Consider the following 22966-nt stretch of genomic DNA (forward strand, 5'->3'; position numbering starts at 1 on the left):
TGCCTCAATCCCAGGCCGGCGCGATGCCTTCCGGGTTCGCCAGGCGATGGCCGCGGTCGAGCTTGGCGATCTGTGCCATGTCTTCGTCGGTCAGGCGGATCGCTGCTGCTTCAAGGTTGCTGGCCAGGTTCTCGCGCTTGGTCGAGGACGGAATGACCGAGAAGCCCTGCTGCAGCGCCCAGGCCAGCGCGACCTGCGCCGGCGTGGCCTGGTGGCGTCCGGCGATGGCCTGGATCACCGGGTCCTTGATCACCTCGCCATAGGCCAGGCTCATGTAGGCGGTGATGTGGATGCCGTTGTCCTGCAGGAACTTCACCAGCAGGCGATTCTGCAGGTAGGGGTGGATTTCGATCTGGTTGGTGGCGATGGCACCGGCGCCGAGGATGCTGATCGCCTTGCGGGTCTGCGCGATGGTGAAGTTGGAGATGCCGATCTCGCGGGTCAGGCCCTGCGCCTTGGCTTCAGCCAGTGCGGACAGGTACTCCTCCATCGGCACGTCAACCTTGTCGTTCGGCGATGGCCAGTGGATCAGCGCCAGGTCGACATACTCGGTGCGCAGCTTTTCCAGGCTCGTGCGCAGGCTGGCCAGCAGCGCATCGCGCTTGAACGCGGTGATCCAGACCTTGGTGGTCAGGTAGATGTCGTCGCGCGGCACGCCGGAATCGGCGATGGCCTGGCCGACCTCGGCTTCGTTGCCGTAGATCTGCGCGGTATCGATGGCGCGGTAGCCGACCTCCAGCGCGTTGCGCACGGAGTCGATCACGGTCTGGTCTTTCAGGCGGAAGGTGCCGAGACCGAAGGCGGGGACAGTCATGGGGGGCTCCAGCAGAGGGGGAGGGAGGCGGGAATGTCCACGAAAGGGTAGGCCAGTCGCCGTGTGCATGCCGGCAACGGTGCATTGCGCCGCCGTATACGACCGCAGGTCCGCCGCGGGCCCTGGTGGGTGCGGACCGTGGGTCCGCACCGATTCCCGCCGTCGCCCGACCCACGGTCGGGCGTCACCGATCCCCGCGACGTGGGGGAACCCGGAAGATTGCTCAGGCCGCGCGCGCCAACGCGTCCTTCGCCGCCGCCGTGGTCGACAGGTCGAACACATCCACCGCATCGATCAGGCGGTTGGCCTGTTGCTCAAGGCTGCGCGCGGCAGCGCTGGCTTCTTCCACCAGCGCGGCATTCTGCTGGGTGGTGCCATCCATCTGGACCACGGTCTGGCTGACCTGTTCGATACCCGCGCTCTGTTCCTGCGAGGCCGCGGAGATCTCAGCCATGATGTCGGTCACCCGCTGCACCGATGCGACAATCTCGGCCATGGTGTCGCCGGCCTCACGCACGCGCTGCGCGCCCTGTCCGACCTGTTCCACCGAGGCCTCGATCAGCGACTTGATTTCCTTGGCGGCCGCCGCCGAACGCTGCGCCAGCGTGCGCACTTCACTGGCGACCACCGCAAAGCCGCGGCCCTGTTCACCGGCCCGTGCCGCTTCGACGGCGGCATTCAGCGCCAGGATGTTGGTCTGGAAGGCGATGCCGTCGATCACGCTGATGATGTCGGCGATCTGCCGCGACGAGGTCTCGATCGCGCCCATCGTTGCCACCACCTGGCCGACCACGGTGCCGCCGTGTGAGGCGACCGTGTGTGCGCCGATCGCCAGCTGGTTGGCCTGGCGTGCGTGCTCGGCGTTCTGGCGCACAGTGGAGGTCAGTTCCTCCATCGATGCTGCCGTCTCTTCCAGGTTGGCGGCCTGCTGCTCGGTGCGGCGCGACAGGTCATTGTTGCCGGCGGCGATCTCCGCGGCGGCGGTGTGGATGTTGCCGGAGGCGTGCTTGATGTCGGTGACGATGGTCGCCAGCTGCGTGGCGGTGGTATTGGCATCGCCGGCGATACGCGCGAACACACCCTGGAAATCACCGTGCATGCGTGCACCGAGGCGGCCATCGGCGATCGCGCGCAGCATCGTCGAGACTTCGCCGAGGTTCAGTTCGGTGGTCTGCATCAGGCGGTTCAGGCCATCGACCATCGCGCGGAAGTCGTGCTCGAAGCGCGCGCTGTCGCCACGCTGGCTGAAGTCTCCCGCGCCGGCAGCTTCGGCCAGGCGCCGGATCTCGCCATTGATCCTGCCGAGGTTGTGCTTGGCCATGTCCAGTGCTTCGGTGATCACCGCCTTCTCGCCGGGCAGGCGTTCCATGTCCTGGCTGAGGTCGCCGACCGCATAGCGGCCCATGATCGAGATCGCGCGCATCTTCACCTGGATATGCGCATCGACCAGCGTGTTGCAGTCGGCCACCATGGTGCCGAACGCGCCGGGAAATGCATCGGCCTCCATGCGATGGCTGATGGTACCGGCCTCGTGCGCCTGTGCCATCGCGGCCTGGGCATCCAGTACCCTGCGCAGGGTGGACTGCACCGCTTGCATGGCCTGCGCGAGGCGGCCGATCTCATCGCGGCTGCGCACCTGCACCACGTGCTGCAGGTCGCCGGCGGCCACCGCACGTGCAGCGGCTTCCACCGCCAGCACCGGCTGCACCACTGCGCGCCGCAGCCACCAGGCCAGGCCGATCAGCAGCAGCACGGCGGCCAGTACGGTCAGTGCCGCGCACAGCAGCAGGGTCTGCCGGGCCTGCTGCGAACGGGACGCCACCGCTGCTTCAGCCACCTGCGTGGCGTGCGTGCTCAGCGCATCCAGTGCCATCGCCACCGGGCGATCCTTGCCGCGCACCAGGTTGTCGCCGGCCGCGGGATCGTAGCCGGCCGCGGCAAATGCCTGCAGCGCCGCGTGATAGTCCTGCTGCAGCTGCGCGTGCAGGCCAACGAACGCCTGCGCCAGCTCACGCGTGCGCGGGTCCGGGCTGGTGGCCAGACCCTTGGCCAGTTGCTCGACCAGGCGGCCTTCGCTGTCGAAGCCATCCAGGTGGCGTTGGCGCAGCGCGTCGTCGTGCCCGCGCAGCAGCACGTTCTTCCATTCCTGCACCTGGCCACGGAACTCACGCTGCAGGCGTTCGGCATCGCGGCTGTGCGCGACTTCGGGCGGGACCTCGGTGGACAACTTCAACCAGGCGGAGGCCAGGCCTGCCAGCGCGCACAGCAGGACCACGGCCAAGCCAACAGAAACCGCGCCGAGCAGCTTGGACTGCAGGCGCGGAGCACGGACAGACGCATTCATCGGGAAGCACTCTCGGGAAGGGGCAATGCGGTATCGACCCGCTACGCTTCCGCTGAAGTGCGACGAACATCACATTAGCGTTTCGTTTAGTGATGTGAAGGAAGTGTTTCATAGGACAAATGTGTCCATATGGAACAAATACGGACCCTGGACAGGGGATATAAATGTAACTAATCTAGTTACATGAAATCCGCGAACCCGCTCTCTGACGCCTTGCACGTGATGGCGCACCTGGTCGGCCAGGATGGCCCACGCACCTCCGACCAGCTGGCGTCCTGCCTGCCGACCCATCCGGTGGTGATCCGCCGCCTGCTGGCACAGCTGCACAAGGCCGGCCTGGTACGCAGCACCCGCGGCCATGGGGGTGGCAGCCAGCTGGCCCACGATGCGGCGGCGATCACCCTGCATGACATCTACCTGGCCGTGGGCGCACCGCCCCTGGTGCAGGTCGGTACCCGCGACGCCGGCCGCGGCTGCCCGATCCAGCAGCTGGTCAACAGCGCGCTGCTGGAGGGGGCACGCGAGGCACAGCGGTTGCTGGAGGCGCGCCTGCAGGCGACCACGCTGGACCAGCTCGGCGCCGACTTCGCCCGCCATCTCGCCCATCACCGTTCCCTGGAAGCTCACCATGAATCCTGATGTGCTCATCGTCGGCGGCAGCTACGCCGGCATTGCCGCCGGTCTGATCCTGGCCCGTGCCCGCCGCCCGGTCACCGTCATCGACGCCGGCTCGCCGCGCAACCGCTTCGCCAGCCATTCGCACGGCGTGCCAGGGCTGGATGGCATCAGTGGTGCCGAGCTGCTGAAGACCGCGCGCCAGCAGCTGCTGGACTACCCCACGGTGCGCTGGGTGCATGCCGAGGCCGTGCAGGCCAACGCCAGCGCAGAGGGCGTGGAAGTGCGGACCGCCGATGGCCAGGTGCTGGCCGCGCGCAAGCTGCTGCTGGCCAGCGGCATCGCCGACCAGCTGCCGGCGCTGCCGGGCCTGGCCGAGCGCTGGGGCAGCACCGTGCTGCACTGCCCCTACTGCCACGGTTACGAAGTGGGTGGCGGCGCCATCGGCCTGCTTGGTGGCCATCCGATGTCCGCCAGCAAGGCACCGTTGTTCGCCGACTGGGGCAATGTCACGTTCTTCAGCATGGGACGGGACATCACCGATGAGGAACGCGCCGCCATGCAGCAGCGCGGGGTGCAGATCGAGACGTCACCGGTGCTGCGCGTGCAGGGCGACCAGCCGACCTGGCTGGAGGTGGAGCTGGCCGACGGCCGCCGCATCGCCCAGCGGGCGCTGTTCGTGCCGGCCACCCAGGTGATGGCCACACCGCTGGTGCAACAACTGGGCTGCACATTGGCCGAGAGCCCGCTGGGCGAGCTGATCGAGGTCGACATGATGAAGCAGACCTCGGTGCCCAACGTGTACGCCGCAGGCGATGCGACCACGGTCGGCAACATCACCCTGGCCATGGCCGAAGGCGTGCGCGCGGGCATCGGCGTGCACCACGCGCTGGTGGCCGAAGACAGCGTGCCGCGCTGAATGTGCCGGGGTCAGATCCCTTTCGCAGAAAGGGATCTGACCCCCGACGCGACGTGCTGCTCTGGTAGCGGCCGGCCTTGGCCGGCACCGCTCGGTTACCCCTTCACGCACAGCACCTGGCGCAGGGTGTGCACCACCTCGACCAGGTCCAGCTGCGCGGCCATCACATCGTCGATCGACTTGTACGCGGCCGGTGACTCGTCCAGCACGCCGCTGTCCTTGCGGCATTCCACGTGCGCCGTGGCCTCGCGATGCTGGGCCAGCGTGATCTGCTGGCGCGCGGCGCCACGGCTCATCACCCGGCCGGCACCGTGGCTGCAGCTGTGGAAGCTGTCTGCGTTGCCCTTGCCACGCACGATGTAGCTGCGCGTGCCCATGCTGCCGGGAATGACGCCCAGCTCACCCTCGCGGGCACTGACGGCCCCCTTCCGGGTCACCAGCAGCTCCTGCCCGTGGTGCGTTTCCTTCTGCACGTAGTTGTGGTGGCAGTTCACCGCCATCGCTGCCAGCTGGAACTTCGGCAACCGGTGGCGCATCTCGGCCAGCACGCGCGACATCATCGCCTCGCGGTTCTGCCGGGCATAGTCCTGCGCCCACGACACGGCTTCGACGTAGTCATCGAACAGCGGCTCGCCTTCCATGAAGAACGCCAGGTCCTTGTCCGGCAGGTGGAAGCCGAGCACGCGCCGGGCCAGTTCCTCGCGCGCCCTCTCGATGAAGTAGGTACCGATCAGGTTGCCGGTGCCGCGCGACCCGCTGTGCAGCATCACCCACACCGTATCCGCCTCGTCCAGGCACAGTTCGATGAAGTGGTTGCCGCCACCCAGCGTACCCAGCTGGCGGTCGAGCTTGTCGGTGCGGATCCTGCGGTGCTTGTCCTTGATCTTCTCCAGGCCGGCGGCCAGCCCGGACTGCACCAGCCGGGTGTGGATGCTGTCGGGCATGCGGTGATGCTCGCCGCCGCGCCCATTGCCGACCGGAATGCTGCGCTCGATGCTGTTGCGCAGTTGCCGCAGGTCATCGGGCAGGTCGTTGGCGCGCAGCGTGGTGCGTACGGCCGCCATGCCGCAGCCGATGTCGACGCCGACTGCGGCCGGGATGATCGCACCGCGGGTCGGGATCACCGAGCCCACGGTCGCGCCCTTGCCCAGGTGCACGTCCGGCATCACCGCCACCCACGGCCCGACGAACGGGATCGCGGCGATGTTGCGCAGCTGCTCATGCGCCTGCGCTTCCAGCGGCACACCATTGACCCAGCCCTTGATCGGCGTGGTGCCCTCGGCGTGCAGCCATTGATAGTTGTGTTGCGTGTCCATGTCTTCGTGTGTGTCCTTGATGGGCCGGCGGCGCGTCCCTGTGCCGCCGCGACCCCCTACCTGATCGTCACCAGCTGCTTCAGCACGCCATCCAGGCCGCCGAACACGGTGAGCGTGTCGATCTTCTCGGTGACCTTCTCCAGTGCCTCCAGCTCCTTCAAGCGCATCAGCACCGGGTTGTCCTCGATCAGCTTTGCGGTGTTGAGCTGCGAACGCGTGGCGTTGGCCTCCTCGCGGCGACGGATCACGCTGGCCTGGGCCTGCTTTTCGGCCAGCACCACGCCGTTGAGGATCTCCTTCATCTCGCCCGGCAGGATCACGTCCTTGATGCCGACGCCGAGCAAGCGCACGCCGTGGCCCTCGATCGCCGCCTGCACATGGGCGGCGATCTCACCGTCCAGTGCTGCCTTGTCGCCCAGCAGCTCGTCCAGGCTGCGCGCGGCAATCGCCTGGCGCAGGCCGAACTGCAGCTGCCGGTAGACGAACTCATCGGCATTGCTGAGCGTGCGGTGTGCACGCACCGGGTCGACCACCTGCACGGTCGCGGCCAGGTTCACCCGCAGGGTCACCTTGTCACGGCTGAGCAGCTCCTGGCCGGACACGTCCAGCGAACGTGCACGCAGTTCCACGCGCTCCACCGACACGTTGCCGTTGAAGTTCCAGAACGCGTGCAGGCCGGCGTCCAGCGTCTGCCGCAGCGTGCCATCGATGAACAGCAGGCCCACCGACTCGCTCGGCACGGTGCTGATCACCGCCACACGCGGCAGCACACCCAGCTGGCCCAGGCGCTGCTGCACGTCCACCGCAATGCGCGGCTCGTCACCCAGCGCCATCACGCGCACCTGGGTGTCGACCGAACCGCGCCAGTACAGGCGACGGCTGCCCGGCGGCAGGACTTCATCGATGCGGCCATTGCGCAGCACCAGGCCGACCTCGGTGGCGCCGACATTGGCCAGCACGAAGTGGGTGTCCAGCTGTGCGCCCAGCGCTTCGATCAGGCTGTCCTGGTCGCTGCCGGTGTAGGCCGCGCCCTTCGATGCGGTGTGGATGTCTACCTGCGGGCGGCCGCCGAACAGCGACAGGCGGTGCACGCCCGGCAGCAGGATCTGCTGGAAACGACGGTTGCGATACACCAGGCCGCGCTCGCCGTCGCCGATCACGACCTTGATGGTCCAGAACATGGGAGTCTCTCCTTGTATGGCTCTGGTGGTTCGACCCGTTGCGGATGAATCGCCCTGACCCGGGTCGATCAGGTCGTGGCGCGGCCGCCTGCACACCACGTGCAGGCAGCGGAAGAGGGCGGCCATCGGCGGACGGTCCGCGCGCGGAGCCTTCGGTGCACCGGCAGTGCTGCCATCGTCGTTCCCTGCAGGCAGCACCAGGGCGGAACGTGGCTGGCAGTGGCGGCGGGCCGGGGCCCGGCGTGCGGTCCGCTGCCGTCCACGCCCCGCCCGAAGGCGATGGCGGTGGACGGCGACGATGGCCGCTGGGGCTTGCGCCCCGGGTGTTGCTTCAAGTCATGACGTGACAGGTCATGTGGTTTGGAGTGGGAATCGAACCCACGACAGACGGAATCAGGATCCGTTGCTCTACCCTACTGAGCTATCCAGTTGGGGACCGCGCGGAATCGAACCGCGTACCGGCGAACCGGCGCCTGCCTCCAGCAGGCGATCCAGGCGATGGCATGTCCGCGACCTCCGGCATACGCCACGGCAACGCCGCGCGCACCAGCCCGTGGTGGAAACGGGACCGTTGGAGAATCGAGGGTGCAGGCCACCGACATTATCGCGAGCGATAATGTTTGGGAGCGATGCAGATAATGTCCAGGCGTCGCCACTCGCGCGAAGTAAATCCTTCTGCGGGGCGGGGAAATCCTGGGTCAGTGAGCGGCGGGTTGCCGCGCGGGGTGCAGTTCTGGCATCGCGGGTCCTTGTGCCGACGCAAACGAAAACGCCCCCGGGACTTGCGTTCCGAGGGCGTCGTCAGGCCTCGGAGATCGGGGTGGCCGATCTCCGCAGGGCGGGTATCAGGCCGTTGTCAGCTGGGCTTCCTTGCCGAACGCGCGCGCCAGCACGTCCATGCGCAGGCATGGCAGCAGTTTGGCGATGGCGACGGAATGCGCGTTCAAGGGAAGTTTCCAGTGATTGCTGAAACGAGGTGCGCACGATAAACCACGATTTAGTCGCGCGCAACCATTTTGTTCAATTATTTTCTTCTTTACCGCGCGATGCCGGCCAGCGACCGGCACTACCTGACTGTTTCATGCCGGCCAGCGGCCGGCACTACCTAACTGTGTCATGCCGGCCAGCGGCCGGCACTACCGGGTCTCAGGCTTCGGCGCTGGCGGCGTCAAGTTGCGCGATGTCCTGCACGCTCAGTGACAGGTTGGCCGCTGCCAGCAGGTCGTGCAGCTGCTCGACACTGGTGGCGCTGACGATCGGTGCGGTGACCGACGGCCGCGCGATCTGCCATGCCAGTGCGATCTGCGCAGCGCTTGCGCTGTGCTTGCTGGCCACGTCGTCCAGCGCCTGCAGGATGCGCAGGCCGCGCGGATTCAGATAGCGCTTCACCACGGTCTCGCCACGCGCCGGGCTCTTGGCTGCATCGGCCGGCGTGCGGTACTTGCCGCTGAGGAAGCCGCTGGCCAGGGCGTAGTAGCCGATCACGCCGATCTGTTCGCGCTGCACCAGGGGTTCCAGCTCCTTTTCGTAGCCGGCACGGTCATACAGGTTGTACTCCGGCTGCAGCGTTTCGTAACGCGGCAACTTGTAGTCGGTGGACACCTTCAGGGCATCGGCCAGGCGCGTGGCGCTGTAGTTGGACGCACCGATGGCGCGCACCTTGCCGGCTTCGATCAGCCGGCCGAACGCGGCCAGCGTCGCTTCCAGCGGCGTCGCCTCGTCATCCTCGTGGGCCTGGTACAGATCGATCACGTCGGTCTGCAGCCGGCGCAGCGAATCCTCGACCGCCGCATTGATGTTGTCCGGGGTCAGGCCAGGGCGCTCGGCCCACTTGGCCACCTTGGTCGCCAGCACCACCTTGTCGCGCTTGCCGCTGCGGGCAAACCACTTGCCGATCAGCGTTTCCGATTCGCCGCCGGCATTGCCCGGCACCCAGGCCGAGTACACATCGGCGGTGTCGACCAGATTGAAACCGGCGTCAACGAAGGCATCGAGCAGGGCGAAGCTGGCCTTCTCATCGGCGCTCCAGCCGAACACGTTGCCACCGAAGGCGAGCGGACGTACATGCAGGCCGGAACGGCCCAGTTCGCGGGTTGCCGTCATGGGCACGGACTCCTTGGGGGAAGTGCTCCAGAATAGAACGCGTTGTGTGACCGTGCTGCGGCGGCAACCACAAAACAGTGTTCCGCGTCAGGCGCGCAGCTAACGTTTTGTGAACACCTGGTGCGCCGCGGCTGCTAGTCTCGCCGCATCTTCCGCTGGAGTCGCTCCGATGATGCCTGTTTCGTCCCTGCGTGGTTGCCGCCTGCTGCTTGCTTCGGCCCTGATTGCCGCTGTTCCTGCGTTCGCCGCACCGGCCACGGTGGCGCCGGCGAAGATCCAGGTGTCACCGGCCATCGACGCGGCGGTGAAGGCACCCACCCGTGATGCCAACAACGTCAAGCGCGACGGCTTCCGCCACCCGGCGCAGACGCTGTCGTTCTTCAAGGTGACGCCGGAGAAGACCGTCATCGAGATCACGCCCGGCAACGGCTGGTATTCGGAGATCCTGGCGCCGCTGCTGCAGGACAAGGGCCGCTACGCGGCTGCCGTGGTCGATCCGATGGCGGTGCCCGAGGGTCGCGGTCGTGACTACCAGCAGCGCAGCCGCGACAGCCTGGAAAAGAAGTACGCCGGCGCGCCGGCACAGTTCGGCAAGACTGCCGTGGTGGCCTATGATCCGGCCAAGCCGGTGTTCGGCCCGGCCAATTCAGCCGATGTGGTGCTGACCTTCCGCAACGTGCACAACTGGCGCAAGGCTGGCCAGGCGCAGGGCATGTTCCAGGGCTTCTTCAACGTGCTCAAGCCGGGCGGCGTGCTGGGCGTGGTCGAGCATCGCGCCAAGGCCGACGTGGCCGATGACGATGACACCGGCTATGTCGGCCAGCAGCAGGTGATCGCAATGGCCGAAGCCGCCGGCTTCAAACTGGACGCGCGCAGCGAGGTCAACGCCAACCCGCGTGACACCAAGGACCACCCGAACGGCGTGTGGACGCTGCCGCCGACCAACCAGCACGACAAGGCCGATGATGCGAAGTACCAGGCGATCGGCGAAAGCGACCGCATGACCCTGCGCTTCATCAAGCCGTAAGGGCGGATGCGCCGACCCTGTAGCGCCCAGCCCATGCTCGGCTCCTCGCGCGCAGCGCGACAGGGAACAACAGCAGCCGAGCATGGCGATGCCGGCCGTCCTGGACCGGCACCTTCCAAGCGTCGCACGCGATGTTGGCAGCGGCTCCTGCCGCTGCCTTCGGCGCTACCGGTGCGTGGCGCGCGGCATGGGACAATGCTTGCACCCGCCGCCTGCCGTGCCCGCAATGCTGATCGCCTTCAACAAGCCCTTCAACGTGCTCTGCCAGTTCACCGACCGCAGTGTGCCGCCACGGCCGACCCTGGCCGGGTTCGGCCTGCCGCCGCGCGTGTATGCCGCCGGCCGCCTGGACCATGACAGTGAGGGCCTGCTGCTGCTGACCGACAACGGCACCCTGGCGCACAAGCTCACCGACCCCCGGCACAAGGCCGACAAGACCTACTGGGTGCAGGTGGAAGGCACGCCCGGTGACGAGCAGTTGCAGCGGTTGCGCGATGGGGTGGAACTGAATGACGGGCCGACCCTGCCGGCGAAGATCGAACGCCTTGATCCGGCCCCCGCGTTGTGGACGCGCGATCCGCCGGTACGCTTCCGCAAGACCGTGCCTGACAGCTGGCTGGCGATCACGATCCGCGAGGGGCGCAACCGCCAGGTGCGGCGGATGACGGCGGCGGTGAACCTGCCGACACTCCGGCTGGTGCGGGTGTCGATGGGACCCTACCGGCTGGACGACCTGCAGCCCGGACAGTGGCGGCAGATCGGCTGAGACAGAAAGGGCCGGAGGCCTTGCGGCGTCCGGCCCTCATGCGCTGCCCTGGGGTCAGAGCCCTTCCTGCGGAAGGGATCCGACCCCGGTGGATTCACGCGTCGCTGCCGATATCGCTGTGCTCGTCCACCACGGTATCGTTGCGGCGGTCACGCGCGCTGATGCGCTGCGCCTGCCCATTCACCACGTGGCCGTTGGCGGCCTTCTTCTTCTGCTGCTTGCGGTACAGCGCATAGCCGAGCAGGCCGACGCCCACTGCAGCGGCAGCGATGGTCACGGCCGGGTTGCGGCGGGCGAACTTGGTGGCGACCTTGCCACCGGTCTTGACGGCGCCCAGCGCCGCGCCGGTCTTGATCCAGTCACTGGCCTGCGGGCCAAGATGGCGCAGGCTGCCACCGGCGCTCTTCAGGCCGTCGCCGGCACTATGGGCCAGGTCCAGGGCGCGCTCCAGAGCGCGGTCGGTGATCACGGTCAGCTTGCTCATGCGGGGGTCCTTTGCCTCGGGTCGAAGGCCAGTGTCGCGTGTTGCCCGTAAACGGTATGTCAGTCGGGGACGCAGGCGGTGTGACTTCAGCGTAGCCATTCAGGATCAGGCAGGGTCCGCTGGCGGGAGTGCCGGCCGCTGGCCGGCAATGCGCTTCACCTGGTGCCACGCGGCTGTCGGCCAGCGGCCGGCACTACCAATCAGGTCCCGCGCGGCTTGGCCCGGTGCGTGGCCGTGGCCGTCCACGGATCATCCGGCCACGGATGGCGCGGGTAGCGGCCCTTCATTTCCTTTTTTACTTCGGCGTAGGTGTTCTCCCAGAAGTTGCGCAGATCCTGGGTGACCTGCAGCGGGCGGCCGGCGGGGGAGAGCAGGTGCAGGGTCAGCGGCACGCGGCCATCGGCAATGCGCGGCGTATCGGCCAGACCGAACAGTTCCTGCAGCTTCACCGCCAGCACCGGCGGCAGCGGATCGCCGCGCTCGCTGTCCAGCGCATAGGTGATCGGCCGCTCCAGTCCGGACGGCACGGTGATGCGCGTGGGTGCATGACGCTCGATCAGCTGGCGTTGTGACCACTCCAACGGTGACTTCAGCGCCTCGCCGAAACTGGACTCGTCCAGCGCATCCAGGCGGCTCTTGCCGGCAAACGCGGGCTGCAGCCACTGTGCGCGGTTGGCCAGCAGGGCTGCGTCGCTGCAGTCGGGTAGATCCAGTTCCGGCATCCAGCGTCGAAGCGATTCGACACGGGCCTGCCACTGGCGCAGGCCTTCGGTCCACGGCAGGGCCTGCAGGCCGAGTTCGGCCACCGCATCGGTCAGCGCCTGCGCGGCATGCTGCGGATCGACCCGGCCGGCGGAGCGGCTGTCGAGCACGATGCGGTCGAAACGGGTCTCGCGCAGCGCCACCAGGGCGCGGCGTTCACTGTCCCAGCGCACCACGTCTTCAGTGACGAAGCGTTCCGGCCACGCGTTGCGCAGCCGACCCTCATCCACCGGGGCGGCACGCAGCAGCAGCGCATCGCGCGCTTCGAAGCGCAGTTCGCTGGCCACCAGCCACGGTTCACCACGCAGGTCGCTCAGCTCGTGCAGGCGCGCACTGCGACCATTGGCCAGCAGGTAGCGCAGGGGATCGCTGGGATGCTGGAAGCCGATCCGGTCGGGGAAAGCGTGTGCGAGCAGGTCACCGAGTTCGTGCGCCTCGATGCTGGACGGCGGCGCGGTCTCGCAGCGCAGGCGTCGTCGCCACTGCTTGGCGGCAGCATCGATGGCGGCCAGCCCGCTGCGATTGGCATCCACCGGCGCGCGGCCATTACGGAACGCGGCCAGTGCGCGCCAGCGGGCCGCCAGCGCGTCACCGCCCTGGCGCAGCGGGTCGCGCGCTTCCAGCAGGGCGGCCAGATCGGCGGCCAGGGCCTGCGCACGTGCATCGGGCGCTGCCAGCAGCATTGCCGCCATCCGTGGATGCGTGCCCAGCGCCAGCACGCGCCGGCCGAGTGCGGTGATCGCGCCACTGCTGGACAGCGCGCCCAGCCGCTGCAGCAGTTCGCGCGCCGCGCCCATCGGGCCGGCAGGTGGCGGATCGAGGAAGCGCAGGTCAGTGCTGCCCCAGGCGGCCAGTTCCAGCACCAGTCCGGCCAGTTCCACCTGGTCGATCTCGGCGCGGCGTTGCGGCTCCAGCCGCTGCGACTGCGGCCACAACCGCCAAGCCACGCCTTCGGCCACGCGGCCGGCACGGCCCGCGCGCTGGTCCGCCGAGGCCTGTGCGATGGCCACCACGTCCAGCCGGGTGAAGCCGCTGTTGGGGTCGTAGCGCGGCTCGCGCGCCTGGCCACTGTCGATCACCACGCGCACGCCGGGCAGCGTCACCGACGACTCGGCGACGTTGGTGGCCAGCACCACGCGGCGGCGCCCATCGCTGGCCGCCTGCAGTACGCGCGCCTGCTGTTCCACCGGCAGTTCACCGTGCAGGGACAGCACCTCCACGCCGGCATCCAGCGATTCCTGCAGGCCCGCTTGCACCCGCGCGATCTCGCGCTGGCCGGGCAGGAACACCAGCAGGTCACCGGGATGCTCGGCCAGCGCCTGCTGTACGGCGCGGCGCACCTGCAGTTCCAGGGCTTCATCGCGGCGCGCCGGGAAGTGGCTGATCGCCACCGGATAACTGCGGCCCTCGCTGCTCAACCGCGGTGCATCGAGGAAGCGTGCCAGCCGCTCGCCGTCCAGCGTGGCCGACATCACCACCAGGCGCAGGTCGTCACGCAGCTGCGCCTGCACGTCCAGCGCCAGCGCCAGCCCGAGGTCGCCACTGAGGTGGCGCTCGTGGAACTCGTCGAACAGGATCGCACCGACCTCTTCCAGCATCGGGTCGTCCTGCAGCATGCGGGTCAGGATGCCTTCGGTGACGACTTCGATGCGCGTGCGTGCCGAGATCCTGTTCTCGAAGCGGATTCGGTAGCCGACCGTGGCGCCGACGTCCTCGCCGAGCTGTCGCGCCATGAACAGCGCGGCACTGCGTGCAGCGACCCGGCGCGGCTCCAGCAGGATGATCTTCCGCCCCTGCAGCCACGGTGCATCGAGCAGCGCCAGTGGCACCTGGGTGGTCTTGCCGGCGCCAGGTGGCGCTTCCAGCACCAATCGAGAGTGCTGTCGAAGTACGTCCAGGACCTGCGGAATCAGCGCGGAGATCGGGAAAACAGGCGGTTTCATGTTCCAAGGATAAACGTCCCGGCGCCGACGTGGCTTGACCCCGCAAGGTCGGGGTGTTCTGGTAACGCGCCCTGCCTCCGGCCTGCCCATGCGTCCCAGCCTCCTGCTTGCCTCACTCCTGCTGCTGCCTACGTGCAACAGTGCCAGCGCCGCGCCGTCCGACACAGCCCACCCGATGGCGCGTCTGCTGGGTGCGGACGTTCAGCAGCGCTACCTGCCGCAGGGCATGAGCGATGAACTGTCGATCCGGCGTGCCTATGAACAGGGCATTCTGCGTTCGCCGGACTTTCCTTCGCTGGAAATCTCCGGCGACCAGGCTTTCATCTTCTTCGCCCAGTTCGCGCGCAGCAGGATGGGGCCGACCTTCAATACCTTGACCGTGTGCCACAATCCAGACGGCTTCCGGCTGTTGGTCGGAGGTGGATCGCGCCAGTCCTGCGCAGCACGCCCCGACGCAGGGATGCGGTTCATCCGCCAACGAAATGGCGACCTGGTGTGCGAGCCCTGCGCTGCGCTCAACTTGCCGGAGCGCTGGGAGCGCCACGACCGCCACACGCATTGACCCGCCGATCACTGCCGAGGCGGGGGCTACAATGTGCACGAATACTGCCCAGTAGCCCCCCATGCACCTGATCGATATCGGCGCCAACCTGACCCACGACTCCTTCGACCGCGACCGCGACGCCGTGCTGGACCGCGCGCGCCAGGCCGGCGTGGTGCAGATGGTCATCACCGGCGCCAGCCGCGAGCACTCGCCGCTGGCCCTGCAGCTGGCGCAGCAGCATCCGGGCTTCCTGTACGCCACTGCCGGCGTGCACCCGCACCACGCGGTGGAATACACCGAGGAATGCGATGCTGAAATGCGCGCGCTGCATGCCCACCCCGAAGTGGTGGCGGTAGGCGAGTGCGGGCTGGACTACTTCCGTGATTTCTCGCCGCGTCCGGCCCAGCACCGTGCGTTCGAGCGCCAGCTGCAGCTGGCGGCAGACAACGGCAAGCCCCTGTTCCTGCACCAGCGCGACGCGCACGCCGATTTCATGTCGCAGATGAAGAACTTTGAAGGGCGCATCGGCCCGGCGGTGGTGCATTGCTTCACCGGCGAACGCGATGAGCTGTTCGACTACCTGGACCAGGACTGGTACATCGGCATCACCGGCTGGCTGTGTGACGAGCGCCGCGGCGCGCACCTGCGCGAACTGGTGAAGAACATCCCGGCCAACCGCCTGATGATCGAGACCGATGCGCCGTACCTGCTGCCGCGCACGCTGAAGCCGATGCCGAAGGACCGCCGCAATGAACCGATGTTCCTCTCGCACATCGTGGAAGAACTGGCCCGTGACCGGGGCGAGGACGTGGCCGTGACTGCGGCCAATGCCACTGCCGCCACGCGTGCGTTCTTCCGCCTGCCCGACGCGGCTTGATGGTAGTGCCGGCCGCTGGCCGGCAGCACATCCTGATTGCCGGCCAGCGGCCGGCACTACCGGAGCAGGTCGCGCAGGCCCTCACGGTAGCTGGGGAATCGCGGCTGCCACCCCAGCGCGGCACGCGTGCCGCGACTGTTGATGCGCTTGCTGCTCTGGTAGAAGCGCCGCAGGGCCGGGCTCAGCGCCGGGTCATCCCAGGCCACGGCGGGTGGCATCGCAAATCCCCCCAGCTGCGCGGCGAAGGCCAGCACGTCCTGCGGCGGTGCTGGCTCGTCATCGCTGGGCAGGTACATCCCCTGCGCGACCGGTCGCTGCATCGCCGCGATGATCACCGCGGTCAGATCATGCACGTGCAGGCGGTTGAACACCAGGCCAGGGCGCACCACGTGGCGTGCACGCCCCTGCGCCAGCTGCAGCAGCGCATTGCGACCCGGTCCGTAAAGGCCGGGCAGGCGCAGTACCGCAGAGGCAATGCCGCGTTGCTCGGCCAGCGCACGCCACTGGGCTTCCGCGAGCCGGCGCTGCACGCCGACGGCTTCAGTGGCGTCCGCCACGCTGGATTCGTCGATCCAGCCGCCGGCACGGTCGGCATACACCGAGGTCGATGACAGATAGCCGACCCAGCGCAAGGCCGGGCTGGCGTGCAGCGCCGGCAGCAGCATGCGCAGCGCCGGGTCACCCTCGGCATCGGGCGGTACGCTGCACAGTACGGCCTCGGCGTGCGCGATCTCCTCGAGCAGGCCGGGCGCAGGCGGGGTACCGGCCTGCAGCGGGTACCGACGCAGGCCATCGTCGGGCGACGCTGCCGGATCACGTACTGTCCCGGCAACCTGCACGCCGCGCGCCTGTAGCTGCGCGGCCAGCACGCGTCCGCTCCAGCCCAGGCCGAGGATCAGCACCCGTCCCGGCAGCGCGCTCGCCTGCGGGCTGAGGCTCACGCGCCGCGCAACGCCTGGTAGGCCTGCAGGCTGCTGTAGGCCACCTGCAGCAGCAGCGCTTCCTGGTCGGCCTTGCGCGCACGCGCCAGCATGTCGCCGACGATCTGCTCGGCCTCCACCTGCTGGCCCGCTTCCAGGTCACGCAGCATCGATGCCTTCAGTGCCGAGCCGGCCTGGGTCAGGGTGCCGCGCGCGGTGTCCTGCGCGGCCTCGGGAATCGGTTCGCCGGCGGCTTCGGCAACGGCCAGGCATTCGTCGTACAGGCCGCGCACGATGGCCTGGCCATCATCGGTGGCAACGATGGTGCCGATGTCGGCACGCAGCAGGCAGGTTGCCGCCGCCAGCGCGGTCAGGAAGGTGTACTTGATCCACTGTTCCTGGCCGATGCGGTCGCTGGCCACGTGGTCCAGGTTGGCCTTCGCGCAGACCGCAGCGAAGGCGCGCACGCGCGCGGAATCCGCATCGCCATCACGCTCGCCGAACGTCAGCTTGGCCGGTTTGCCCAGGTGCAGCACCGCGCCATCGGGTGCCTTGGTGGCGCTGATGAAGCACAGGCCGCCGAGCACGGCCTCGCGGCCGAAGCGCGCGTCCAGCGCGTGGTAGTGATGCAGGCCATTGAGGATCGGCAGCACCGTGGTGCCCGCGCCAACGGCCGGGGCAATGGCGTCAATGGAGCTGTCCAGGTCGTAGGCCTTGCAGCTGAGGATGACCAGATCGAACGGTGTCTCCGCAGCGAGCGCGGGCAGCGCATCGGCGGTGACGTGCTGCACCGGGAAGCGGGCATCGCCCAGCGGGCTGCGGATGACCAGGCCGTCGCGGTCCAGCTGTGCGGCGCGTGCCGGGCGCACCAGGAAGGTGACATCGACGCCGGCCTGGGCCAGGCGACCACCGAAGTATCCGCCGGTACCGCCGGCGCCGAGGATCAGGATGCGCATTGCACGTTCACCGTGTTCTGGGGGAATCAGAACTGCGATTGTGCCGGAGATTGCAGGCAAAAAAGAGCCGAGCACAGGCTCGGCTCTACAGGCTGCTGCATCCGCGCATGGCGTGGATCCAGTGTCGCCGGCCAGCGGCCGGCACTACCACGCAGGTCTCAACTGCGCATGCCCACGCCACGGCGCAGCAGCCACAGCGCCACCAGGGTCAGTACCACCACGAAACCGACCATGAGTGCATACGCCACCGTCACCGGCACGTCGCTGCTGCCCAGCAGGCCATAGCGGAACGCATTGACCATGTAGAAGATCGGGTTCGCGTGCGTGGCCGCTTCGGCCCAGCCCGGCAGCAGCTTCACCGAATAGAACACGCCGCCCAGGTAGGTCAGCGGGGTCAGGATGAAGGTCGGCACGATCGCCACGTCATCGAACTTCTTGGCGTACACCGCGTTGATGAAGCCGGCCAGCGAGAAGATCGTCGCGCCCAGCAGCACCGTGGTCAGCGTCACCAGCGGGTGCGGGATGCGCACCGGGGTGAAGAACATCGCGATGATCAGCACGATCACGCCCACCATCAGGCCGCGCAGCACGGCACCGGCCACGTAGCCCCACAGGATCACCCAGTTCGGCATCGGGCTGACCAGCAGTTCTTCGACGTGGCGGCCGAACTTGGCACCGAAGAACGAGGAACTGATGTTGCCGTAGCTGTTCTGGATCACGCTCATCATCACCAGGCCCGGCACGATGAACTGCATGTAGGTGTAGCCGCCCATGTCACCCACGCGCGACCCGATCAGGTTGCCGAAGATCAGGAAGTACAGGGTCATGGTGATCGCCGGCGGCACCAGGGTCTGGCCCCAGATGCGCATGATGCGGGCGACTTCGCGACGCACGATGGTCATCAGTGCGATGCGGTTGCGCTGGCCGTCGGTCAGCTCGGTGGTGCTCATGCAGGCTTCTCCAGGTTGCCGGTGAGGCGCACGAACAGCTCCTCCAGGCGGTTGCTCTTGGTACGCATCGAACGCACGCGGATGCCGGACGCGTTGAGCGTGGCGAACACGCGGTTGAGGTCCATCGCACGCGGCATGTCGATGTCCAGGGTGTGCGGGTCCGGCGCGGTCAGCGTCGCGCCTTCGATCACCGGCAGCTGCGCCGGCAGGTCGCCGTCGATGTCCAGCAGGAAGCCTTCCACGTCCAGCTTGGCCAGCAGGGTGCGCATCGGCCCCTGCTCGACGATCTGGCCGTGGTTGATGATCGCCAGGTGGCGGCACAGGTATTCGGCTTCTTCCAGGTAGTGGGTGGTGAGGATGATCGTGGTGCCTGCGGCATTGATCTCCTTCAGCACGCGCCACATGTCGCGGCGGATCTCGATGTCCACGCCGGCGGTCGGTTCGTCCAGGATCAGCAGGCGCGGGCGGGTCATCATCGCGCGGGCGATCATCAGCCGGCGCTTCATGCCGCCGGACAGCGTGCGGCTCATCACCTGTGCTTTTTCCCACAGGTGTGCGCGCTTGAGTTCCTCTTCGGCGCGCTGCTCGGCCTCCTCGCGGGGCACGCCGTAGAAACCGGCGTAGTTCACCAGGATGTCGAAGGGCTTCTCGAACAGGTTGAAGTTGATTTCCTGCGGCACCAGCCCGATCAGGCGCATGGTGGCGCTGCGGCTGCCCACCAGGTCGCTGCCGAACACCTCCACCTTGCCTTCGCTGAGGTTGACCAGGGAGCTGATGATGCCGATCAGGGTCGACTTGCCGGCCCCGTTGGGGCCAAGCAGGGCGAAGAAGTCGCCCGGGGCCACTTCCAGGGAAACGCCCTTCAGGGCCTGGGTGCCGTTGTCGTAGGTCTTGCGCAGGTCGCGCACGCGCAGGGCGGGCGCCGTATCGTTCTGGGATGCCAAGCTCGAAGCCTTCGCGCCCATGGGCTGGCGCTGGAGAGGGGCGGGGAGGGGCTATTATAGAAGACCCCGAGGGCTTGCCCCGGCTACACACTGTCCCGAAAAGTCGTGCCTGTTCAATTCCCCCTCAAGCTGGTCGGCCGCCGCATGCTGGCCCCGACCGTCGGCCACTACCAGTTCGTGCGTGATGATGGACAGCCGCTGGATTTCCAGCCCGGCCAGTTCATCCAGGTCCATTTCAGCTACGCCGACGGCACCGAAACCAAGCGCAGCTACTCGCTGGCGACCATCCATGACCACGCGCTGGGCCCGGGCGAGGCGGTCGACATCGCGGTCAGTTTCGTGCCCGGTGGCGCTGCCACGGCGCTGTTCGAGGCGCTGGAGCACGGCAGCCGGATCAACGCGTCGGGCCCGTACGGGCGGTTCTGCCTGCACCCCGGCGACCACAACGGCCGCTACCTGCTGATCGCCACCGGTACGGGCGTCACCCCCTACCGCTCGATGCTGCCGCTGCTGGAAAAGGCCATGGCCGAACGCGGTGTGGAAATCGTGCTGCTGCAGGGCGCGCGCAGCCCGGGCGAGCTGCTGTACAGCGAAGATTTCTACAGCTTCGCCGAAAAGCACCCGAACTTCCGCTATGTTCCGTGCCTGTCGCGCGAGCTGCCGGCCAACCCGCACCCGGACGTGCAGCATGGCTACGTGCAGCAGGCGCTGGCCGGCTTCACGCCGGACCCGGCCACCGACATCGCCTACCTGTGCGGCAACCCGGACATGGTCGATGCCTGCGCCGAGCTGCTGAAGGCCGCCGGCCTGGGCAACCCGCAGATCCGCCGCGAGAAGTACGTCAGCAGCAAGTAAGTCCGGGTCGTGCCGGCCGCTGGCCGGCAACCGCATGAACCCCGGGTAGTGCCGGCCGCTGGCCGGCAATCGCACTGGCCGGCAACCCTGGAAACCGGAGGCGACCCTACGCCGCCCCCGGTGCCCTGTCTTCAGTACTCGATCCAGGCATCGCGCCAGGCAGAGCCGGTACCCGGACGGTAGGCTTCGGCGTTGACATTGCACCAGGCGCCCTCCGGGAACGGGCGGCAGGCGTAGAGCTTGCCGTCCGAGCCCTTGACCACGGTTTCGCCGGGCTTATAGCTGCCGATACCTTCCGGATACACGAAGTCGTAGTCACCCGGCGGCGGATCGACCGGATCCGGCAACGCCGTGTCGAGCTGGAAGCGATGGCCCGGCTTCAGGTAGACGCGGTTCCCGGTGGCCGAGGCGATGGGGGTGATGATGCCGTTGTTCAGTACGCCCACCCGGGCATGCTGGGCAGAAGCATTGACCTTGCGGCCCAGCGCCAGCGGCCATTGCGTGGCGGAGGTCTCCCCGGCGGCAAGGGTGATCTTCGGGCTTTCCAGGTCATTGCCGCTGGCGTTGAACACGCGCAGGGTCAGGGTGGTACCGGTCTCCAGTTCCCCCCGCGCTGTGATGGCCCCCGCGTCTTCCCACTCCGGTGGCGGGGTGATGTCACCTCCCTCAAAACGTACGTCGGCACAGGTATAGAACGCTTCCTTCGAATCGGAGCGCTGCCACGTGTTGTAGATCACGTGCTGGCCGCTGCGCTTGGGCAGTGGGCAGTCCAGCTTGTAGACATCGCCCGAAAGCGGCACGTTGCCCAGCGTGCAGAACGCCTCCAGATCGGCCCAGCGCAGCGGGCTGCCCGGCTGCCAGCCCTCGCGGGTGACGTAGAACCTCCAGTCGCGGGTGGCGTGCGGTGCCGGTGCCTTGAACTCGAATGTGTAGCGGCCACGTGCGTCGGCGCGGATCGGCGAAGTCTGCCAATCGCTGCGGTTCAGATCCAGGCCGCGGTACTTGCTGTTGCCGCCGCTGCACAGCTCGCCATCCGGCACGACGGCCTGGTGGTTGCCATCGGCCTCGGCCTGGTTGATCCCGGCCCAGTCGTAGAACGGTTGCGCACCACCGATCGCCTTGGCGGCGGCGCAGGCCGGATGGGTCGGGTTTTCAGGATTCCCCTGGTAGCAGGCGTAGACGCGGCTGGAGGGTTTGGACAGGGTGCCGTGGGCGAACGCGCTGCCGGAGGCGACGATGCCGGCAAGCGCAGACAGCGCGAAAAACGTCCGATGGGACAGATGCATGCAGATCTCCTGTGGGTGGTGGAACCCCGCGAAGTCTCGGCATGCGTACTGCCCGTATCCATCGGATTACTTTGAAAGGCGACGCGGATGGCGTCGCCTGGGAGCGGCTTCACACTCACCCGCTGGCTTGCCTCACGCTTTGCAGGGAACGGTGCTCGACCACCGTTCCCTGCGCGTGTTCTCAGTAAGCGATCCAGGCATCGCGCCAGGCCGCGCCCACGCCCGGCCGGTACGCCTCGGCATTGACATTGCACCACGCGCCCTCCGGGAACGGGCGGCAGGCATACAGCTTGCCGTCGCTGCCCTTCACCACGGTCTGGCCCGGCACATAGCTGCCGATGCCCGCCGGATACACGTGGTCGAAGTCACCGCCGGGCGACGGCGTGCCCGGGTCCGGCACGCGGGTATCGAGCTGGAAGCGGTTGCCGTCCTTCAGGTACACGCGGTTGTCGGTCGCCGAGGCTGCCGGCGTGATCACGCCATTGCTGAGCACGCCGACGCGTGCATGCTGCGCGCTGGCATTGACCTTGCGGGCCAGCGCCAACGGCCACTGCGCCGCCGTGGTCTGGCCACTGGCCAGCGTGACCTCCACGCGTTCGACATCGTTGCCGCCGGCATTGAACACGCGCAGCGCCAGGGTGGTTCCCACCGGCAGCTCGCCGCGCGCGGTGACCGGGCCGGCATCCTGCCACTGCGGTGCCGGTGTCGTCCCCCCAGCACCGCCCTCGAAGCGCACGTCCATGCAGGTGTAGAACGCCTCGGTGGAATCCGAGCGCTGCCAGGTGTTGTAGATCACATGCTGGCCGCTGCGCTGCGGCAACGTGCACTGCAGCTTGTAGGTGCCATCGGCCGACAGCGGCGTATTGCCCAGCGTGCAGAACTCTTGCAGGTCGGTCCAGCGCAGCGGGCTGCCCGGCTGCCAGCCTTCGCGGGTGACGAAGAAGCGCCAGTCACGGGTGGCGTGCGGTGCGGTCGCCTTGAACACGAAGGTGAACTTCCCATTGGCATCGGGCTGGATCGGCGTGGTCGGCCAGTCACTGCGGTTCACATCCAGGCCGCGGAAGGTCGGGTTGTTGCCGCTGCACAGCTTGCCGTCGGGTACCACGGCCTGGTGGTTGCCGTTGGCGTTGGCCTGGTTGATGCCGTTCCAGTCGTAGAACGCCTGCGAACCGCCAACTGCCTTGGCGGCGGCGCAGGCCGGATTGGTCGGGTTCTCGGGATTGCCCTGGAAGCAGGCATAGACGCGGCTGACCGGCGTGGTCATGGTGCCGTGGGCGAACGCGTTGCCGGCCAGGCACAGGCCCGCAGCCGCGAACGCGGTGGTCAGCAGCAGCGGTGTGGATCGGAATGACATGGCGCA

At 67.8% G+C, this 22966-nt stretch carries 20 protein-coding genes and 1 tRNA gene; 7 read left to right on the top strand and 14 right to left on the bottom strand.

The window, feature by feature from the left end; genetic code table 11:
• Positions 1 to 4 precede the first annotated feature (4 nt).
• Positions 5 to 814 (bottom strand): 2,5-didehydrogluconate reductase DkgB, encoded by an 810-nt coding sequence (gene dkgB, locus LRM18_RS13195; protein WP_049459848.1) that lies wholly within the window; start codon positions 812 to 814, stop codon positions 5 to 7.
• Positions 815 to 1037: 223 nt separating this feature from the next.
• The gene (locus LRM18_RS13200) at positions 1038 to 3158 is read right to left on the bottom strand and encodes a methyl-accepting chemotaxis protein (protein WP_270954793.1); all 2121 of its coding nucleotides are present in this window, start codon (positions 3156 to 3158) and stop codon (positions 1038 to 1040) included.
• Between the two features lie 183 nt (positions 3159 to 3341).
• On the opposite strand from LRM18_RS13200, the gene LRM18_RS13205 reads away from it, so the two are divergent.
• Together LRM18_RS13205 and LRM18_RS13210 are read left to right on the top strand one after the other, a co-directional pair.
• Complete coding sequence (locus LRM18_RS13205; RefSeq protein ID WP_270954794.1) at positions 3342 to 3797, top strand: Rrf2 family transcriptional regulator; 456 nt, start codon at positions 3342 to 3344, stop codon at positions 3795 to 3797.
• A complete protein-coding gene (locus LRM18_RS13210) occupies positions 3787 to 4692 on the top strand; it encodes an NAD(P)/FAD-dependent oxidoreductase (RefSeq protein ID WP_053505461.1) in 906 nt (301 codons plus the stop codon). Before LRM18_RS13205 ends, LRM18_RS13210 begins: the two co-directional genes overlap by 11 nt.
• Before the next feature lie 95 nt (positions 4693 to 4787).
• Here the strand turns inward: LRM18_RS13210 and LRM18_RS13215 are convergent, their stop codons facing one another.
• The 4 genes from LRM18_RS13215 to LRM18_RS13230 form a co-directional block, all read right to left on the bottom strand.
• Complete coding sequence (locus tag LRM18_RS13215) at positions 4788 to 6008, bottom strand: RtcB family protein (protein ID WP_270954795.1); 1221 nt, start codon at positions 6006 to 6008, stop codon at positions 4788 to 4790.
• Between the two features lie 56 nt (positions 6009 to 6064).
• Complete coding sequence (locus LRM18_RS13220; protein WP_270954796.1) at positions 6065 to 7189, bottom strand: slipin family protein; 1125 nt, start codon at positions 7187 to 7189, stop codon at positions 6065 to 6067.
• 356 nt (positions 7190 to 7545) lie between these two features.
• A tRNA-Gln gene (locus tag LRM18_RS13225) sits at positions 7546 to 7618 on the bottom strand.
• A gap of 717 nt (positions 7619 to 8335) precedes the next feature.
• The gene (locus LRM18_RS13230) at positions 8336 to 9292 is read right to left on the bottom strand and encodes an aldo/keto reductase (protein ID WP_049470769.1); all 957 of its coding nucleotides are present in this window, start codon (positions 9290 to 9292) and stop codon (positions 8336 to 8338) included.
• A gap of 169 nt (positions 9293 to 9461) precedes the next feature.
• Between LRM18_RS13230 and LRM18_RS13235 the strand changes: the two genes are divergently transcribed.
• Entirely contained in the window at positions 9462 to 10319 is an 858-nt protein-coding gene (locus LRM18_RS13235; protein ID WP_270954797.1) for a methyltransferase, read from the top strand.
• Between the two features lie 226 nt (positions 10320 to 10545).
• A complete protein-coding gene (locus tag LRM18_RS13240; protein ID WP_049470775.1) occupies positions 10546 to 11085 on the top strand; it encodes a pseudouridine synthase in 540 nt (179 codons plus the stop codon).
• Positions 11086 to 11179: 94 nt separating this feature from the next.
• Here LRM18_RS13240 and LRM18_RS13245 read toward each other — a convergent pair whose 3' ends face one another.
• Positions 11180 to 11569, bottom strand: coding sequence for a hypothetical protein (locus tag LRM18_RS13245; protein WP_049459858.1), 390 nt, complete (start codon positions 11567 to 11569; stop codon positions 11180 to 11182).
• 200 nt (positions 11570 to 11769) lie between these two features.
• Positions 11770 to 14274, bottom strand: coding sequence for an ATP-dependent helicase HrpB (gene hrpB, locus LRM18_RS13250; protein ID WP_270954798.1), 2505 nt, complete (start codon positions 14272 to 14274; stop codon positions 11770 to 11772).
• Positions 14275 to 14449: 175 nt separating this feature from the next.
• Between hrpB and LRM18_RS13255 the strand changes: the two genes are divergently transcribed.
• Positions 14450 to 14836: a hypothetical protein gene (locus tag LRM18_RS13255; RefSeq protein ID WP_123959211.1), complete on the top strand. Its 387-nt coding sequence runs from the start codon at positions 14450 to 14452 to the stop codon at positions 14834 to 14836.
• 61 nt (positions 14837 to 14897) lie between these two features.
• Positions 14898 to 15695: a TatD family hydrolase gene (locus LRM18_RS13260; protein ID WP_270954799.1), complete on the top strand. Its 798-nt coding sequence runs from the start codon at positions 14898 to 14900 to the stop codon at positions 15693 to 15695.
• A gap of 56 nt (positions 15696 to 15751) precedes the next feature.
• On the opposite strand, the gene LRM18_RS13265 is transcribed toward LRM18_RS13260, so the two are convergent.
• The 4 genes from LRM18_RS13265 to LRM18_RS13280 form a co-directional block, all read right to left on the bottom strand.
• Positions 15752 to 16636, bottom strand: a complete 885-nt coding sequence (locus LRM18_RS13265) for an NAD-dependent epimerase/dehydratase family protein (protein ID WP_270954800.1) — start codon at positions 16634 to 16636, stop codon at positions 15752 to 15754.
• Positions 16633 to 17571: a 2-dehydropantoate 2-reductase gene (panE, locus tag LRM18_RS13270; RefSeq protein WP_270954801.1), complete on the bottom strand. Its 939-nt coding sequence runs from the start codon at positions 17569 to 17571 to the stop codon at positions 16633 to 16635. The genes LRM18_RS13265 and panE overlap by 4 nt, the downstream gene beginning before the upstream one ends.
• Positions 17572 to 17729: 158 nt before the next feature.
• On the bottom strand, positions 17730 to 18521 hold the full coding sequence (locus LRM18_RS13275; RefSeq protein ID WP_049459865.1) for an ABC transporter permease: 792 nt from the start codon (positions 18519 to 18521) through the stop codon (positions 17730 to 17732).
• The gene (locus LRM18_RS13280) at positions 18518 to 19486 is read right to left on the bottom strand and encodes an ABC transporter ATP-binding protein (protein ID WP_167522439.1); all 969 of its coding nucleotides are present in this window, start codon (positions 19484 to 19486) and stop codon (positions 18518 to 18520) included. The genes LRM18_RS13275 and LRM18_RS13280 overlap by 4 nt, the downstream gene beginning before the upstream one ends.
• Positions 19487 to 19570: 84 nt before the next feature.
• On the opposite strand from LRM18_RS13280, the gene LRM18_RS13285 reads away from it, so the two are divergent.
• Positions 19571 to 20320: a ferredoxin--NADP reductase gene (locus tag LRM18_RS13285; protein WP_080376528.1), complete on the top strand. Its 750-nt coding sequence runs from the start codon at positions 19571 to 19573 to the stop codon at positions 20318 to 20320.
• A 131-nt stretch (positions 20321 to 20451) separates the two neighbouring features.
• On the opposite strand, the gene LRM18_RS13290 is transcribed toward LRM18_RS13285, so the two are convergent.
• Both LRM18_RS13290 and LRM18_RS13295 read right to left on the bottom strand, forming a co-directional pair.
• Positions 20452 to 21606 carry a lytic polysaccharide monooxygenase gene (locus tag LRM18_RS13290; RefSeq protein ID WP_270954802.1) on the bottom strand — a complete coding sequence of 385 codons (1155 nt, stop codon included), beginning with the start codon at positions 21604 to 21606 and terminating at the stop codon, positions 20452 to 20454.
• A 181-nt stretch (positions 21607 to 21787) separates the two neighbouring features.
• Entirely contained in the window at positions 21788 to 22960 is a 1173-nt protein-coding gene (locus LRM18_RS13295; RefSeq protein ID WP_270954803.1) for a lytic polysaccharide monooxygenase, read from the bottom strand.
• Positions 22961 to 22966: the final 6 nt, after the last annotated feature.

The sequence above is a fragment of the Stenotrophomonas sp. PI_27 genome, from assembly GCF_027854495.1.
Taxonomy (GTDB): Bacteria; Pseudomonadota; Gammaproteobacteria; order Xanthomonadales; family Xanthomonadaceae; genus Stenotrophomonas; species Stenotrophomonas pavanii.

Coding starts and splice junctions, on each gene's coding strand:
- dkgB (WP_049459848.1), bottom strand. CDS start 814: ATGACTGTCCCCGCCTTCGGTCTCGGCACCTTCCGCCTGAAAGACCAG.
- LRM18_RS13200 (WP_270954793.1), bottom strand. CDS start 3,158: ATGAATGCGTCTGTCCGTGCTCCGCGCCTGCAGTCCAAGCTGCTCGGC.
- LRM18_RS13205 (WP_270954794.1), top strand. CDS start 3,342: ATGAAATCCGCGAACCCGCTCTCTGACGCCTTGCACGTGATGGCGCAC.
- LRM18_RS13210 (WP_053505461.1), top strand. CDS start 3,787: ATGAATCCTGATGTGCTCATCGTCGGCGGCAGCTACGCCGGCATTGCC.
- LRM18_RS13215 (WP_270954795.1), bottom strand. CDS start 6,008: ATGGACACGCAACACAACTATCAATGGCTGCACGCCGAGGGCACCACG.
- LRM18_RS13220 (WP_270954796.1), bottom strand. CDS start 7,189: ATGTTCTGGACCATCAAGGTCGTGATCGGCGACGGCGAGCGCGGCCTG.
- LRM18_RS13230 (WP_049470769.1), bottom strand. CDS start 9,292: ATGACGGCAACCCGCGAACTGGGCCGTTCCGGCCTGCATGTACGTCCG.
- LRM18_RS13235 (WP_270954797.1), top strand. CDS start 9,462: ATGATGCCTGTTTCGTCCCTGCGTGGTTGCCGCCTGCTGCTTGCTTCG.
- LRM18_RS13240 (WP_049470775.1), top strand. CDS start 10,546: ATGCTGATCGCCTTCAACAAGCCCTTCAACGTGCTCTGCCAGTTCACC.
- LRM18_RS13245 (WP_049459858.1), bottom strand. CDS start 11,569: ATGAGCAAGCTGACCGTGATCACCGACCGCGCTCTGGAGCGCGCCCTG.
- hrpB (WP_270954798.1), bottom strand. CDS start 14,274: ATGAAACCGCCTGTTTTCCCGATCTCCGCGCTGATTCCGCAGGTCCTG.
- LRM18_RS13255 (WP_123959211.1), top strand. CDS start 14,450: ATGGCGCGTCTGCTGGGTGCGGACGTTCAGCAGCGCTACCTGCCGCAG.
- LRM18_RS13260 (WP_270954799.1), top strand. CDS start 14,898: ATGCACCTGATCGATATCGGCGCCAACCTGACCCACGACTCCTTCGAC.
- panE (WP_270954801.1), bottom strand. CDS start 17,571: ATGCGCATCCTGATCCTCGGCGCCGGCGGTACCGGCGGATACTTCGGT.
- LRM18_RS13275 (WP_049459865.1), bottom strand. CDS start 18,521: ATGAGCACCACCGAGCTGACCGACGGCCAGCGCAACCGCATCGCACTG.
- LRM18_RS13280 (WP_167522439.1), bottom strand. CDS start 19,486: ATGGGCGCGAAGGCTTCGAGCTTGGCATCCCAGAACGATACGGCGCCC.
- LRM18_RS13290 (WP_270954802.1), bottom strand. CDS start 21,606: ATGCATCTGTCCCATCGGACGTTTTTCGCGCTGTCTGCGCTTGCCGGC.
- LRM18_RS13295 (WP_270954803.1), bottom strand. CDS start 22,960: ATGTCATTCCGATCCACACCGCTGCTGCTGACCACCGCGTTCGCGGCT.